General features: G+C 67.3%; 13 protein-coding genes. 7 read left to right on the forward strand and 6 right to left on the reverse strand.

Annotation, left to right across the window (positions count from 1 at the left end; all coding sequences use genetic code 11):
• Positions 1 to 4 precede the first annotated feature (4 nt).
• From AB3G45_RS15890 to AB3G45_RS15915, 6 genes are all read left to right on the forward strand, one after another.
• Positions 5 to 331: an XdhC family protein gene (locus AB3G45_RS15890; RefSeq protein ID WP_367831493.1), complete on the forward strand. Its 327-nt coding sequence runs from the start codon at positions 5 to 7 to the stop codon at positions 329 to 331.
• Positions 331 to 1,029, forward strand: a complete 699-nt coding sequence (locus AB3G45_RS15895) for an XdhC family protein (RefSeq protein WP_367831494.1) — start codon at positions 331 to 333, stop codon at positions 1,027 to 1,029. The genes AB3G45_RS15890 and AB3G45_RS15895 overlap by 1 nt, the downstream gene beginning before the upstream one ends.
• On the forward strand, positions 1,026 to 2,636 hold the full coding sequence (locus AB3G45_RS15900) for an NTP transferase domain-containing protein (protein WP_367831495.1): 1,611 nt from the start codon (positions 1,026 to 1,028) through the stop codon (positions 2,634 to 2,636). The genes AB3G45_RS15895 and AB3G45_RS15900 overlap by 4 nt, the downstream gene beginning before the upstream one ends.
• A 3-nt stretch (positions 2,637 to 2,639) precedes the next feature.
• Complete coding sequence (locus AB3G45_RS15905) at positions 2,640 to 2,957, forward strand: TfoX/Sxy family protein (protein ID WP_367831496.1); 318 nt, start codon at positions 2,640 to 2,642, stop codon at positions 2,955 to 2,957.
• Between the two features lie 107 nt (positions 2,958 to 3,064).
• The gene (locus AB3G45_RS15910) at positions 3,065 to 4,717 is read left to right on the forward strand and encodes a TonB-dependent receptor (RefSeq protein ID WP_367831497.1); all 1,653 of its coding nucleotides are present in this window, start codon (positions 3,065 to 3,067) and stop codon (positions 4,715 to 4,717) included.
• Positions 4,669 to 5,178: a TonB-dependent receptor gene (locus tag AB3G45_RS15915; RefSeq protein WP_367833597.1), complete on the forward strand. Its 510-nt coding sequence runs from the start codon at positions 4,669 to 4,671 to the stop codon at positions 5,176 to 5,178. The genes AB3G45_RS15910 and AB3G45_RS15915 overlap by 49 nt, the downstream gene beginning before the upstream one ends.
• Here the strand turns inward: AB3G45_RS15915 and AB3G45_RS15920 are convergent, their stop codons facing one another.
• The 5 genes from AB3G45_RS15920 to AB3G45_RS15940 form a co-directional block, all read right to left on the reverse strand.
• Entirely contained in the window at positions 5,179 to 5,589 is a 411-nt protein-coding gene (locus tag AB3G45_RS15920; RefSeq protein ID WP_367831498.1) for an NUDIX domain-containing protein, read from the reverse strand.
• Between the two features lie 9 nt (positions 5,590 to 5,598).
• Positions 5,599 to 7,098, reverse strand: a complete 1,500-nt coding sequence (locus AB3G45_RS15925) for a DEAD/DEAH box helicase (protein ID WP_367831499.1) — start codon at positions 7,096 to 7,098, stop codon at positions 5,599 to 5,601.
• Positions 7,099 to 7,290: 192 nt separating this feature from the next.
• Positions 7,291 to 8,562, reverse strand: a complete 1,272-nt coding sequence (locus AB3G45_RS15930; RefSeq protein ID WP_367831500.1) for a M23 family metallopeptidase — start codon at positions 8,560 to 8,562, stop codon at positions 7,291 to 7,293.
• Between the two features lie 97 nt (positions 8,563 to 8,659).
• Complete coding sequence (locus AB3G45_RS15935; protein WP_367831501.1) at positions 8,660 to 9,487, reverse strand: ferritin-like domain-containing protein; 828 nt, start codon at positions 9,485 to 9,487, stop codon at positions 8,660 to 8,662.
• A gap of 22 nt (positions 9,488 to 9,509) precedes the next feature.
• Positions 9,510 to 9,977 carry a peroxiredoxin gene (locus AB3G45_RS15940; protein WP_367831502.1) on the reverse strand — a complete coding sequence of 156 codons (468 nt, stop codon included), beginning with the start codon at positions 9,975 to 9,977 and terminating at the stop codon, positions 9,510 to 9,512.
• A 150-nt stretch (positions 9,978 to 10,127) separates the two neighbouring features.
• Here AB3G45_RS15940 and AB3G45_RS15945 point away from each other — a divergent pair, with 150 nt between their 5' ends.
• Positions 10,128 to 13,517, forward strand: a complete 3,390-nt coding sequence (locus AB3G45_RS15945) for an AsmA-like C-terminal region-containing protein (RefSeq protein WP_367831503.1) — start codon at positions 10,128 to 10,130, stop codon at positions 13,515 to 13,517.
• Between the two features lie 29 nt (positions 13,518 to 13,546).
• Here AB3G45_RS15945 and tyrS read toward each other — a convergent pair whose 3' ends face one another.
• Positions 13,547 to 14,800, reverse strand: a complete 1,254-nt coding sequence (gene tyrS / locus AB3G45_RS15950; protein ID WP_367831504.1) for a tyrosine--tRNA ligase — start codon at positions 14,798 to 14,800, stop codon at positions 13,547 to 13,549.
• Between the last annotated feature and the right edge of the window lie 97 nt (positions 14,801 to 14,897).

Raw genomic sequence — 14,897 nt, forward strand, 5'->3', positions numbered from 1 at the left:
GAGAATGGAGACCAACGACGTGCTCGATCCGCTGGCCATCGCGGAACGCTGGATGGACGACGGGCGCAGCGTGGCGCTCGCCACGGTCGTCGAGACCTGGGGGTCGGCGCCGCGCCCGGTCGGCAGCCATCTGGTGATCGACGGCGAGGGCAATTTCCACGGCTCGGTCTCCGGCGGCTGCGTCGAGGGGGCGGTGATCGGCGAGGCGATGGAGGTGATTTCGGGCGGCGTGGCCCGACTCCTGGAATTCGGCGTCGCCGACGAGACGGCCTGGCGCGTCGGGCTCTCCTGCGGCGGGCGCATCCGGGTCTATGTGGAGCGCGTCGGCTGATGGATCTTTCTCTCCTGCGCGAGTTGAACCGAGCGCGCGCCGCCCGCCGCGCCGTCATCCACCTCACCGATCTCGGCGAAGGCCGCGACCGGGTGATCCGCGAGGGCGAACCGGTCGACGGCCCGCTCGGCGAGGCGATCGCGCGCGCCTTGCGCTCCGGCCGGTCCGGCCTTGTGGAGGGCGAGGATCGAAAATTCTTCCTCAACGTCCACTTGCCGCCCGCCCGCATCGTCGTCATCGGCGCGGTCCATATCAGCCAGGCGCTGGCGCGGATGGCGAAGATCGCCGGCTTCGACATCACCGTCATCGACCCGCGCACGGCCTTTGCGACGGAAGAACGCTTTGCCGGCATCGACCTCGTCGCCGACTGGCCGGAGGATGTGCTGAAAGCGCGGCCGCTCGATGCCTATACCGCCCTCGTCGCCGTCACGCACGATCCGAAGATCGACGACTTTCCGCTGTCGCAGGCGCTTGCCACCGGCTGTTTCTATATCGGCGCGCTTGGCAGCCGGAAGACCCATGCCAAACGCGTCGAGCGCCTGGCGGCGCTTGGGCACGGGGAGGCGGAGATCGCCCGCATCTCGGCGCCCATCGGCCTCGATATCGGCGCGGCGAGCCCCGCGGAAATCGCCGTCGCCATCCTCGCCGATATCGTGGCGCATCTGCGCCGCCGGCCGCTCATCGGGGCCGGGCCATGATCTTCGGGGAGGTTCCGGTATCGGAGGCACAGGGCGCGCGGCTGGCGCATGGCGTGCGCATCGAGGGCCTGTCGCTGCGCAAGGGCCATGTGATGAGCCAGGCGGATTGCGACGGGCTGCTGGCCGCCGGGGTCGCGACCGTCGTCGCCGTGCGTCTGGAAGCCGGCGATCTCGACGAGGACGCGGCGGCGGCGCTGATCGCCGGGGCGATCCCGCCGGATCACCTGACCTTCACCTCGCCCGCCACCGGCCGCATCAACCTGCATGCCGCCGCCAACGGCCTCTTCGTCGCCGACCGGGCGGCCATCGACCGGTTCAACCGGATCGACCCGGCCATCACCATCGCCACCCTGCCGGACCATGCAAGCGTGACGACCGGCGACATGGTGGCGACGATCAAGATCATTCCGCTGGCCGTCGCCGGCGATCTCGCGCGCAAGGCGGCGGCGGTGATGGCCTGCGGCCAGGTGCTGGAGGTCAAGCCGTTCGTGCCCCGCCGCGTCGGGCTTGTGGCGACGGTACTGCCGACCCTGAAACCCTCCGTGATGGACAAGACGCGCCGGCTCGTCGAGCAGCGCCTTCACCCTTCCGGCAGCCATCTGACCGGGGAGGTGCGGGTGCCGCATCAGGCCTCCGGCGTCGCCGAGGCGATCCGCGATGCGGCGGCCGGCAACGACCTCGTGCTCGTCTTCGGTGCCTCCGCCATCACCGACGGCAACGACGTCATCCCCGCAGCCATAAGGGCGGCCGGCGGCGTGGTCGAGCATGTCGGCATGCCGGTCGATCCCGGCAACCTCCTGGTCCTCGGGCGCCTCGGCACGGTGCCGGTCATCGGCGCACCAGGCTGCGCGCGCAGCCCCAAGGAGAACGGCTTCGACTGGATCCTCGCCCGCATCCTTGCCGGCGAAACGCCCGGCCCCGCCGAGATCACCGGCATGGGCGTCGGCGGCCTTCTCGCCGAAATCCCGAGCCGGCCGCAGCCGCGCGATGTCCGCGCGGCGGAACGGCCGCTTTCCGTCACCGCCCTGGTGCTCGCCGCCGGCCGCGCCAGCCGCATGAACGGCAGCCACAAGCTGCTCGCCGCCTTCGACGGCAAGGCGCTTGTCCGTCGCTCGACCGAGGCGGCGCTGGCCGCGCGGCCGGCGCGCGTGCTGGTGGTGACGGGACATAGGGCGGAGGAGGTGGAGGCTGAGCTTTCCGGCCTTCGGGTCGATCTCGTGCGCAATCCCGATCATGCACAGGGCATGTCCACCTCGCTGCGGGCGGGCGTCTCAACGCTCGGCCCGGGCTGCGACGGCGTCGTCGTCATGCTGGCCGACATGCCGCATGTCACGGGCGAGGATGTGCGCCGGCTGCTCGACGCCTTCGCCGCGGCCGGCGGCCATGCCATCGTGCGGGCCGTCTCCGGCGGCAAGCGCGGCAATCCCGTCGTGCTGCCGCGCAGCACCTTCGCCGCGATCCTGCAGCTTGAAGGCGATGTCGGCGCGCGCCATATCGTCGAGAGCGCCGGGCTCGACATCATCGACGTGGAGATCGGCGCGGCGGCGCATGTCGATGTCGACACGCCGGAGGCGGTGCTGGCCGCCGGCGGGGTTTTGAAAGGGTAGACCATGGATCGGGATGCGATCGAGGAGATGTTCCAGGCGCTGGGACCGGTGACGATCAAGCGCATGTTCGGCGGCAAGGGCATCTACCACCAGGGCCGCATCCTGGCGCTGGAAGTCCATGACGAGATCCTCTTCAAGGCCGATGCGGTCAGCGCGCCGGATTTTTCGGCCGCCGGCTGCCGGCAATGGGCCTATGACGGCAAGGGCGGCAAGCCGGTGAAGATGCCCTACTGGTCCGTTCCCGACGAGGCCTTCGACGATCCCGACCTCATGGCGCTCTGGGTGCGCCGGGCCTATGAGGCGGCGCTGCGGGCGAAATGACGATGCCCGGAAAGCGCCGCATTTAAACTTGACTTATTTTATCATGTTGTCCATTACCGGACGGTCCGCGCGTCAGATCGCGTGTGGCAGGGTGCGGTGAGGTCTCCATGAAAAACGTTCGTTTCCACGCGTTTACGCTTCTTGCCGGTACGGCCATGGCGCTTGCGCCGATGGCCACCGCCGGCCCCGCGATCGCACAGGATGCGACGGTGACCAACCTCCAGCAGATCAACGTGGAAGGCGACGGCAACGGCGAGGGCGTCGCCGACGTTCCGGCCGGCGTCTCGACCGCCGACCGCGAGAAGATCCAGGAGCGCTATGCCGGCGACGTGATGCAGGTGTTGCGCTCGGCGCCGGGCACGTTCACGCGCGAGCCGGCGGACCAGCCGGGCATCACCGTCAACATCCGCGGCATGCAGGGCATGGGCCGCGTCAACAGCATGATCGACGGCGTGCCGCAGACCTTCAACAACCTTTCCGGCCACGGCGGCACCTTCGACAGCCTGCTCTATGTCGAGCAGAACATGCTGGTCGGCGTCGACGTGACGCGCGGCGCGGTCTCCGGCGCCGAGGGCATGGGGACGCTGGCGGGGGCGGCGAATTTCCGCACGCTCGACGTCGACGACGTGCTGTTGCCCGGCAGGGATTACGGCGCGATGACCTCGGTGCGCGCCGGCACCAACGGCTTCGACTATTCGCGCCTCGTCAGCGGCGCCGTGCGCGCGAAGATGGGCGAGGGCGAGATCGGCATCGTCGGCGCGCTCAGCGACACGAAGAAAAGCCCCTACGAGAACGGCGACGGCGCCCTCTACCCGAATGCCGGCGACCAGCATCCGAAATCGGGCCTCTTCAAGGTCAACCTGTCGCCGAATTCCGATCACACCCTGTCGCTCGGCGGCATCTGGTACAGCAACGAGTTCCTGCCCGGCAGTTCCGGCTACAACTGGATCGTCGAGAACCAGACCTATACGGCGAAATACCGCTACCAGCCCGGCAACGACCTGATCGACCTGTCGATCAACGCCTATCTCAACATCACCGACCTCGAATTCGACGGCACCAACGGCAATGTCAGCACGTTCGACGGCCGCAAGGGCACCAACACGACGACCGGCTTCGACATTTCCAACCGCATGCGCTTCGATCTCGGCGAGGGAACGGAACTGAAGCTCACCTATGGCGGCGCCTACAGCCGCGACCGCTACGAAGGCAACGCCAAGCGCGGCGCCAATCCGGACGGGACGCTGGTGAAGGCGGGCGTCTTCAGCGAGGCGACGCTCTCGCACGGCATCTTCGACCTTACCGGGGGCCTGCGTTACGACTACTGGTCGCTCGAAGGCATCAGCGGCTACGACGCGCCCGGCACCAACGGCTGCGCTGCCGGCGGCGATCCGTGCCCGATGGAGACGCTGTCGCGCGACGGCGGCGACCTCAACCCCAAGGTCACGCTTTCCGCCCGCCCGCTCGAATGGCTGCAGCCCTACGTGACCTATGCCCATACCGCCCGCCCGCCGACGGCGGCCGAGATGTTCTATCCCGGCGGCCACAGCTTCGACGGCTCCTCGGATCCGGTCAACAACAACCCGAACCTCATGCCGGAAAAGAGCCGCGGCTGGGAATTCGGCGTCAACATGACGGCGGTCGACCTTCTGACGCCGGGCGATTCCGCCTGGCTGAAGGCGGCTACTTCCACAACCGCATCCGCGACTACATCACCTACGACATCGACACGGACGGGGCGGCGCGCTGGGTCAACGTGACCGGCACGACGGTGATGAAGGGGCTGGAAGTGGAGGGCGGCTACGATGCCGGCCGCTACTATGCCGGCTTCTCGCTGACGCTCGCCGACACCGACCAGCCGGAAGGCGCCGCCGCCGGCGTCGGCAGCGATACGGGGCAACTGCCGGACGATTTCCTGACCATCGACGCCGGCATGCGCTTCCTGGACGAAACGCTGACGGTCGGCGGCCGGATGCGATATGTCGGCAAGAGCAGCCAGGCCTATATCAACCAGGACATGGCCTTCGACGTCGATGCCTATACGCTGTTCGACGCGCATGCCTCCTGGCAGATCAACGAGAATGCAAAAGTCTTCCTCAATGTCGAGAACGTCTTCGACAAGAGCTACATGAAGGCGAATTCCGGCCTGATGGACAATTACGGCGGCGTCAAGAACGGCCGCGGCCGCACCTTCATCATCGGCGCGACGGCCCGGTTCTGATCATTTCCGCAAGGCTTTCACCGCATCGGCGGCGAAGCGCGAGAGCGGTGCGGGCAGGGCGTCGAGGGAAAACCAGCCGAATTCCGGCAGCTTTTCCGGCTCCATGACGCGCGGCTCGCCGGAGAAATCCTCCGTCACATAGACGAGCGACAGCCAGTGCTGGCGTTCGTCCGCGATGATCTGCTCGGAAATGCACAGGAAATCGACGGCGCCGATGGTCAGACCCGATTCCTCCTCCGCCTCCCGGCGGGCGGAATCCACGGCACGCTCCATATGGTCGATCTTGCCGCCGACGATGTTCCATGCGCCCGCTTCCGGCGCGCGCAGGCGCCGGTAGAGCAGGAGCTTGCCCTCACGCAAAATCGCCAGGCCGCAACCGAGGCCTGGCACATCGATGCCTGGAATGGACATTCCGGAAGATCAGGCCTTGCCGGCGATCAGCATGAAGGCCGGAACCTCGTCGCCGAAACCGAGCGGCGTCGGGCCGTCATCGTCGTCGCGGCGGTAACGGCTGCGGCGATCGCGGCTGTCGTCATTGGCCGGACGCGGTGCGGCATGGTTTGCGGCACGCGGATTGCGAGCGGGATTCTGCGGCCGCCCTTCCGCCTTGCGTTCAGCTTTCACGGCTTCCACCTTCTCTTCGCTCTCGCTGGTCTCGATGCGCGTTTCGGTTGCGCGGGGTTCGCCCTTGCGGCCACGGGAACGATCGCGGTCGCGGTCACGACCGCCCCGATCGCGGCCGCCGCGGGGACGCTCGCGCTCCTCGCTCTCGGCCTGCGGCGGCAGGTCTTCGATGCCGCCGCTCAGCCATTCGATCTTCTGATCGATCAGCTTTTCGATGGCGTCGAGGAACTTCCCGTCGCGCTTGGATACCAGGGTGAAGGCGGCGCCCGAGCGGCCGGCACGGCCGGTGCGGCCGATGCGGTGGACATAGTCCTCGGCATGGATCGGGACGTCGAAGTTGAAGACGTGGCTCACATCCGGAATGTCGAGGCCGCGGGCCGCGACGTCGGATGCCACGAGAAGGGTGAGCTTGTTTTCCTTGAAGTTGGCCAGCATCGTCGTGCGGGCCCGCTGGTCCATGTCGCCGTGCAGCGCGCCGACGGAGAAGCCGTGGCGGTCGAGCGAGCGGAAGAGATCGGCAACGTCGACCTTGCGGTTGCAGAAGATGATGGCGTTCTTCAGGTCTTCCTGGGCGCGGATGAGGTCGCGCAGCGTCGCGCGCTTCTCGTAATCCTTGCTGTGCGTGGCGACGAGGCGCTGCGTCACGGTCGTCGCGGTTGAGGAGCGGACCGAGACTTCGACGCGCTCCGGGTTCTGCAGGAAGCGGTCGGCGAGCTTCTGGATTTCCGGCGGCATGGTGGCCGAGAAGAACAGCGTCTGGCGCGTGAAGGGAATGAGCTTGGCGATGCGCTCGATATCGGGGATGAAGCCCATGTCGAGCATGCGGTCGGCTTCGTCGATGACGAGGATCTCGACGCCGGTCATCAGCAGCTTGCCGCGCTCGCAATGGTCGAGCAGGCGGCCGGGGGTGCAGATCAGAACGTCCGCGCCGCGCTCCAGCTTGCGGTCCTGCTCGTCGAAGGAGACGCCGCCGATGAGGAGGGCGACGTTCAGCTTGTGGTTCTTGCCGTATTTCTCGAAGTTTTCCGCAACCTGGGCGGCAAGCTCGCGCGTCGGCTCCAGGATGAGCGTGCGCGGCATGCGGGCGCGGGCACGGCCCTTTTCGAGCAGCGTCAGCATCGGCAGCACGAAGGAGGCGGTCTTGCCGGTGCCCGTCTGGGCGATGCCGAGGATGTCGCGCCGCGCGAGCGCCGGCGGAATGGCGCCGGCCTGGATCGGGGTCGGGATCGTGTACCCCGCGTCGGTGACGGCGGACAGGACTTTCGGGCTCAGGCCAAGATCAGCAAAAGTGGTCAAAGGGAAAACAGTTTCCGTTCCGGTTCTTGCGAACGCAATGGGTTTCAGCGGCCGATCGCCGCGAGGATGCAGCGCAGATATGCCGAAAGTGCCGGAAAGTCAAGGAAATCAGCGAATTTGGTAAATCGGCCAGCGATTTGAAGCCGATGGCCGGTATTTTTGCCGCGGGGAGGCGCTTCGTTTTGCGGTACGTCAATCCATATAGGTCGTCAGTTTCATGCCGGCGGTGAGGAACCGCATGGGGTCGAGCGCCTTGCCGTTGCGGCGCACTTCGTAGTGGAGATGGGGGCCGGTGGAGCGGCCCGTCGTGCCGGAAAGCCCGATGGGCGTCGTCGCCTCCACACGCTGGCCGACCTTGACGAGGACGCGGGAAAGGTGGGCGTAGCGCGTCGTCAGGCCGTTGCCGTGATCGATCTCCACCATGTTGCCGTAGCCGCCGTTGCGCCCGGCGACGACGACCGTGCCCGCGCCGGTTGCGCCGATCCGCGTGCCCGTGCGGGCGCGGAAGTCGATGCCGGCATGCAGCGCGAGGCGGCCGAGGAACGGGTCGGTGCGGTTGCCGAAACGGCTGGTGATGCTGCTGGCGGGCGAGGGGTTGCCGAAGGGCAGTTTACGCGCGGTGCGGCGTGCCGTGTCGAGGCGGTCGAGCGCCGTGTCGAGATCGTTGATCGATGCCTCGAACGGATCGGTGACGTCGACCGGTTCGACGAACGGGCCGCCGATCGCCGTCTCCGAATCGTCATCCGCGGCCTCCACGGTGACGTCGAAGCCCGTGCGGCGCAGGATGGTCCGGATGGCGTCGGCGGTCTCGGAGGCGCCCGCCGTCAGCGACTGGATGCGGTCGATCTGGTCGTGTTCGAGGTCCTTCAGCGAGAGCGTGACCTTGGAGAAGAGCCGGTCGGCGCGGTCGGCGACCGATTCGCCTGTGGCGGCATAGGCAAGCGCTGCCGTCTTCTTCGGCGTGCCGCCGGCCCCGCCCATGATGGCGTCGATGGCGCCGGCCGCATCGGCCCGGCGTCCGTCCACGGCGGGCGTCTCGTCGGTGAGGGGGGCGGCGCCGGCGTTCTCGGCGCGGTTCAGCAGTGCGTCGAGCTTGCCGTGGCGGGCCGAGAGGGCGAGCTGCTGCTGCATCAGCTTCTCGACCTTCTCCTCCACGACCTGCTGGTCGAGCAGCTGGCGGCTGGTGACGCGATCGACCTGCGCGCGCAGCGCGGAGATGCGGTCCTCGTAGTCGTGCTGCATGCGAGCCTGGCGCGCCATGGTGGCGCCGATCAGGTCGTCGCGCAGCACGAGATAGGAGGTGGCGGCAAGATAGCCGACGGTGAACATGCCGGCAAAGCAGAAGGTGACGGCGACCATCCACGGGCGGACGGTCATGTGGCGAATCCTGTCGCCGCTCGCGAGAATCACCACATGCTGCTGCGCACGCTTTCCGAAGACGCGGTTTTCAGGACGCTCCGCCACGATCTGCTCCCCGGCCGATTCTCAAGGTCTCATGCCGGGAATTACACATCGTTAGGGTTAACAAAGCCTTTCACGGAAGGGTTGCGGGCCGAGAATATCAGCTCTGGCTGACGGAAACGAGGGAACGGTAGAAGGAAGGCGTAAGGCCGGCCTCGGCGCGCGCCACGTCGTTGAACGGCGGCTTCAGCGGCCCGCGGAAATTCGTGCGAACGAGGTCCTTGAAGGTGGCCGACGGGTCCTTCTTCTCGCGGGCGCACAGGAAGCGGAACCATTTCGCCCCCACCGCCACATGGCCCTTCTCGTCGTTGTAGATGATGTCGAGGATGTCGGCGCTGGCATCGTCCCCGGTCTCGCGCATCTTGGCCTGCAGGGCCGGCGTCACATCCAGCCCGCGCGCCTCCAGGATGAGCGGCACGACGGCAAGGCGGGCGGTCAGGTCGTTGCGCGTGTCATGGGCGGCCTGCCAGAGCCCGTCATGGGCCGGCAGGTCGCCGTAGTCGGCGCCGAGATCGCGCAGGCGGTCGCGGATGAGCCGGAAATGCTTGGCCTCCTCGAAGGCCACCTGCATCCAGCCGTCGAAGAAGGAATGCGGCACGCGCTCCGTGGTGAAGCGCGCGACGATGTCGAGCGCGAGATCGACGGCGTTGAGCTCGATATGGGCGAGCGCATGCAGAAGCGCGATGCGGCCCTTCAGCGTGTGCAGCGAGCGCTTCTCCATGTGCTTCGGTGGAATGAGCTCCGGTCTTTCCGGCCGGCCGGGCCGCGCCGGCAGGGCTGGGTCGCGCGGCGAGCGCATCGAGAGCGTGCGGGCGAACCAGCGGCGCGCCGTCTCCTGCGCCAGCGCCGTCTTCAGGTCGAGATCGGCGGCGCTGATGGCCGCCGTGGTGCCGCCGCGAAGGCTTTCGATGTGCGGTAATTCCGTCATTCCAATATATTGCCTTCGGTTCTTAAAGCTTTTTCGCCGCTTCGAGCACGGCATCGACATGGCCCTTGACCTTCACCTTCGGCCAGATCTCGGCGATCCTGCCTTCGGCATCGACGAGCATGGTCGTGCGCTCGACGCCCATATAGGTGCGGCCGTACATGCTCTTTTCCTTCCAGACGCCATAGGCTTCCAGCGTCTCAAGGCTCTCGTCGGAGGCGAGCGGCACGGCGAGCGCGTGCTTTGCGACGAACCTGTCGTGCTTCTTCACGGGATCGGGCGAAAGGCCGACGAGGGCGACGCCGGCCGCCTCGAAATCCGCCTTCGCGGCGGTGAAATCCTTCGCTTCCGTCGTGCAGCCTTCCGTGTCATCCTTCGGGTAGAAGAAGAGGACGACGGGCCGGCCGCGCAAGGCGGAGAGCGAAATGGTGCCGCCGCCGTCACGCGGAAGGGTGAAGTCCGGGGCGATGGCGCCCGGGGCCAGTTCTGCCATGGGATTTCCTTTCTTTGGCCGGCTTTTTGAGTCAAGGAGCCGGCCTCCCGCATATATAGTGGCAGGCAGAATCGTCCAGCGGCGAGCGGACGGCAGGCAGCGATTCCATGGGATAACGCTGCGAAATGGGGCAAAGGAAACCAGCGCGCGATGGCAGAACTCCGCGACGAGAAGGTCGTGTTCCGCAGAAAGGACATCGTTCCGCTGCACGAACTGCCGTCCGCGCAGGCGCATGAACCCATCGTCCTGCACGCAGGCAGCGCGAGCCGCACCGGCATCGCCTGCCGCATCGTCGCCGCCACCGTCGCGCTCGTCCTGTTCCTCGGCGCCGTGCTCATCGGCCTCGTGGAGACCGGCCTCTTCGACAGCACGCTGAACGCGCGCGCCGTCACCGCCCTCAACCAGGCGCTCGGCACGCGCTACCGCGCCTCCGTCGACCATACCGTGCTGCGGCTTGCCGGCTTCAACGGATTTGCGCTGAAGGCGGAGAACGTCCGCATCGTCGAGGTCGAATCCGGCAAGGAACTGGCAAGGACGGATTCGATCGGCATCGCGCTCGACCCGCTGGGGCTTGCCGCCGGCCGCATCGCCGTCTCGCGGCTCGACGTGGACGGGGCGATGTTCAATGCCGCGCTGCTGCCCAGGAGCAAGCCGCTCGACCTGGCGGCGCTGCGCATTTCCGACGTGCCGGACTATCTGGAAACCACCTTCGAGCGGCTCGACGGCGTCAGCCACCTGATCGACGCGAACGGCATGCAGACCGTCAAGGTGTCCGACCTCGGCGCGACCTTCCAGGGGCCGGGCGGCAAGCCGCTGACGCTGTCCATCGCCAGCCTTCAGTTCACCCGCGACGACGACGGCACGATGTCGATCGACGGGCATTTCACCATGGACGGCGCCGAGGGCGAGATCGACCTGACGGCCTCCGGCGCGGACGGGGCGGTGCGCGGGCTGGAGGGCTCGATCCGCAACGTGGCGCTGGGAAAATTCCTGCTCGGCAACGACGTCTACGGCAACGTGCATGCCGGCATCGACACGACGGCGGACGTCTCGGTGCAGGCCGTGCGCGAGATCGACGGCACGCGGCCGGTGCTCGGCCTCGACGTCGCGCTTGCCGCGGGTTCGATCTACGGCGACGGCATCGCGGCCGACCTGCGCCCGTCCACCCTGAAGGTCGGCTACAATTTCGACAAGGGCTCGATCGAACTCGCCTCGCAGGACGCGAGCGTCGGCCAGTCGCGTTTTCCCTTCACCGGCGGCCTCATCGACCTCGACCGGGTCTCCGACCGGCCGGACAAGGGGTTCGCCATCGATCTCGTCTTCAGCGATGCGGTGAGCCGCCCCGTCGATTCCGACGAGGCGCCGATCCGCTTCGATGCCAAGGTGAACGGCTACTATCTGCCGAAGACGAAGAACCTCCTCTTCGAGGAGATGGCCGTCTCCAGCGAGAAGGGCAATGCCGCCGGCTCGCTCGCCATGCGCTTTAGCGACCGGGAGCCGGAGGTCAGCTTCGTGATGATCGCCAGCGAGCTGGAATCGGTCGCCGTCAAGCAGCTCTGGCCGTTCTGGATAGCCAAGCCGGCGCGCAGCTGGGTGATCAAGAACATCTTCGGCGGCACCGTCACCAACGGCCGCATCGAATTCTACATTGCCGAGGGCCGCGAGCGCCTGCCGGGCGTGCCGATGCATCTCGGTGCGGAGGAGTTGAAGATCGACTTCGACATCGAGGGCGCGCGCATGAACGTCGCCGGCGAAATCCCGCCGCTGCGCGATACGTCCGGGAAGTTCCGCCTGCGCGGGCCGCGCACGCAGATCACGATCAACGGCGGCACCGCCTATTTCCCCTCCGGCCGCTCCGTCGCGCTGACGGGCGGCACCTTCGTGCTGCCCGACAACTACACCAAGCCGCTGATGGCGGACATGGATATCGACGTCGCCGGCAATGCCGATGCCATTGCGGAGCTGGCGACCTACCGGCCGATCCGCGCCCTGCCGGCGACCGGCTTTGCGCCGGGCGATTTCGCCGGCCATGTGACGGCGAAGGTGAAGGCGCATTTCGGCGTCATCGCCACCCACAACCCGCCGCCGCCGCAATGGACGGCGGCCCTCACGCTCGACGACGTCGATCTTGGCAAGCCGGTCGCCGGGCGCACCGTGACAGGCCTGCGCGGCCTTCTTTCCATCGACCCGCAGCGTGCCGACCTCAAGGCGAGGGGCGATATCGACGGGGTGACGCTCGACCTCGAACTGGCCGAGCCCGTCGGCAAGGAAGCCGGCTTCAAGCGCAGGACGGTGCTGTCCGGCACGCTCGACGACAAGGACCGCCGCAAGCTGCTGCCGGGCCTGGAGGACGTGGTGGAGGGCCGGGTCGACGTGCGGCTGGAGCAGGAGGGCGACGGGCCGCGCCTGGTGGAGGCGGATATCGGGGCGGCCGCGGTCTCCATTCCGTGGATCGGCTGGACCAAGGGCGCGGGCATCGGCGGCAAGGTCACGCTGACGGCGGATAGCAAAGAGGGCGTCACCCGCGTGTCCGACTTCCGCTTTTCCGGCGACGGGTTCAACGTGGCGGGCAATCTCGCCTTCCGCGGCGCGCGGCTCGATGCGGCGACTTTCTCCACCGTCCGGCTTTCGGCCGACGACCGCTTCCGCCTGAAGGTGGAGCGCGGAAAGTCCGGCTATGTCGTGGTGGCCGACGGCGAGGCGGCGGACGTGCGCGCCGTGCTGGCGCGCCTGAAGAACGCGAGCGGCGGCGACGGCGGCGAGAAGCAGAGCGTTACCGTGCGGGCCGATCTTGCCCGCGCCGTCGGCTTCAACGGCGAGACGCTCTCCAATGTCTCCTTCCGCTACAGCACGGCCGGCGGCCGCATTTCCGGCCTGGACCTCTCGGCGGTGACGAAGGGCGGCGCGCCGGTGGTGGCGCAGCTTGCCAGCAATGGCGGCTCGGACGCCATCCAGCTAACCAGCGGCGATGCCGGCGCCATCGCCCGGTTCGCCGACATCTACGGCCACATGCGCGGCGGCCTTTTGAATGTCCGCCTGCGCGAGACGGCGGGCAGCGGCTGGCGCGGTTCCGTCGACGTGCGCAACTTCTCGCTCGTCGGGGAGGAGCGCCTGCGCTCGCTCGTCTCGACGCCGGCCGGCGAGAGCGGTCGCAGCCTCAACGAGGCGGTGCGCCGCGAGATCGACGTCAGCGCCGTGAAATTCTCCCGCGGCTTTGCCCAGGTGCGCACCGGCGGCGGCACGCTCAGCCTCGAAAACGGCGTGGTGCGCGGCGAAACCGTCGGCGCCACCTTCCAGGGCACGGTGCGCGACGCCAACGGTCATACGGACATGACCGGCACCTTCATGCCGGCCTACGGCCTCAATCGGCTGTTCGCCGAGCTGCCGCTGATCGGCATCATCCTCGGCAACGGCAACGACCGCGGCCTGATCGGCATCACCTTCAAGCTCTCCGGCCCCTTCGACAAGCCGAAGCTGACGATCAACCCGCTGTCGATCATCGCCCCCGGCGTCTTCCGCAACATCTTCGAATTCCAGTGAGGCAGGCGGATGAGGGGCTGGAGCTTCCGTCAGGCCGGGCGCACCAGGATGTGCTTCTTCTTGCCCAGCGACAGCTTGACGACGCCGTCGGCCGAGACGTCGGCGGTGCCGACGAGGCGGCGCTCGTCGGAGACGGCGGCGTCGTTGATGCGCACCGCGCCGCCCTGCACATGGCGGCGGGCTTCGCCGTTGGAGGCGGCAAGGCCGGCCTTGACGACGAGGCTGAGAAGGCCGATGCCCGCTTCGAGTTCAGCCGTGGCGACTTCGATCGACGGTAGGTTCTCTGCGATCGCGCCCTCCTCGAAGGTTTTTCGCGCGGTTTCGGCGGCCTGTTCGGCGGCTTCGCGGCCGTGCAGCATCGCGGTCACTTCGGTCGCGAGGATCTTCTTCACCTCGTTGATCTCGACGCCGCCGAGCGCGGAGAGCCGGGCGATCTCGTCCATCGGCAGCGTCGTGTAGAGCTTGAGGAAGCGCGAGACGTCGGCGTCTTCCGTGTTGCGCCAGTACTGCCAGAAATCATAGGCCGACAGCATGTCCGGGTTGAGCCAGACGGCGCCGGAGAGCGACTTGCCCATCTTGGCGCCCGACGCGGTCGTCAGCAGCGGCGAGGTCAGCGCGTAGAGCTGCGGCGTGCCCATGCGGTGGCCGAGGTCGATGCCGTTGATGATATTGCCCCACTGGTCCGAGCCGCCCATCTGCAGGCGCACGTCGTAGCGCTTGCTCAGCTCGACGAAGTCGTAGGCCTGCAGGATCATGTAGTTGAATTCGAGGAAGGACAGCGAATGCTCGCGCTCGAGGCGCAGCTTCACGCTGTCGAAGGAGAGCATGCGGTTGACCGAGAAATGGCGGCCGACATCGCGCAGGAATTCGAGGTAGTTGATGCCGAGCAGCCAGTCGGCATTGTTGATCATCAATGCGTCCTTCGGGCCCTCGCCATAGGTGAGGTAGTTCGAGAAGACCTTCTTGATGCTCGCGATGTTGCTGTCGATCGTGGCCGGCGTCATCAGCTGGCGCGCCTCGTCCTTGAAGGACGGGTCGCCGACCATGCCGGTGCCGCCGCCCATCAGCGAGACCGGGCGGTGGCCGGTCTTCTGGAACCAGTGCAGCAGCATGATCTGGATGAGGCCGCCGGCATGCAGGCTGGGCGCGGTCGGATCGAAGCCGATATAGGCCGTCACGGTTTCCTTGGCGAGAAGGTCGTCGAGGCCGGTTTCATCGGAGATCTGGTGGATGAAGCCGCGCTCTTTCAGCGTGCGAAGGAAATCGGATTTGAATTCGGACATGGCCTGTCTCTCTTGCCGGGATGCTTTTGGGCGGGATGTTGCGGCCGGACATAATTTTCCGGCGAACCGCCGGGCGTTTAGCACTGTTTCACCGCAT

Origin of the sequence: Shinella sp. S4-D37 (assembly GCF_040812195.1) — a bacterium.
Classification (GTDB): Bacteria; Pseudomonadota; Alphaproteobacteria; order Rhizobiales; family Rhizobiaceae; genus Shinella.

Coding starts and splice junctions, on each gene's coding strand:
- AB3G45_RS15890 (WP_367831493.1), top strand. CDS start 5: ATGGAGACCAACGACGTGCTCGATCCGCTGGCCATCGCGGAACGCTGG.
- AB3G45_RS15895 (WP_367831494.1), top strand. CDS start 331: ATGGATCTTTCTCTCCTGCGCGAGTTGAACCGAGCGCGCGCCGCCCGC.
- AB3G45_RS15900 (WP_367831495.1), top strand. CDS start 1,026: ATGATCTTCGGGGAGGTTCCGGTATCGGAGGCACAGGGCGCGCGGCTG.
- AB3G45_RS15905 (WP_367831496.1), top strand. CDS start 2,640: ATGGATCGGGATGCGATCGAGGAGATGTTCCAGGCGCTGGGACCGGTG.
- AB3G45_RS15910 (WP_367831497.1), top strand. CDS start 3,065: ATGAAAAACGTTCGTTTCCACGCGTTTACGCTTCTTGCCGGTACGGCC.
- AB3G45_RS15920 (WP_367831498.1), bottom strand. CDS start 5,589: ATGTCCATTCCAGGCATCGATGTGCCAGGCCTCGGTTGCGGCCTGGCG.
- AB3G45_RS15935 (WP_367831501.1), bottom strand. CDS start 9,487: ATGACGGAATTACCGCACATCGAAAGCCTTCGCGGCGGCACCACGGCG.
- AB3G45_RS15940 (WP_367831502.1), bottom strand. CDS start 9,977: ATGGCAGAACTGGCCCCGGGCGCCATCGCCCCGGACTTCACCCTTCCG.
- AB3G45_RS15945 (WP_367831503.1), top strand. CDS start 10,128: ATGGCAGAACTCCGCGACGAGAAGGTCGTGTTCCGCAGAAAGGACATC.
- tyrS (WP_367831504.1), bottom strand. CDS start 14,800: ATGTCCGAATTCAAATCCGATTTCCTTCGCACGCTGAAAGAGCGCGGC.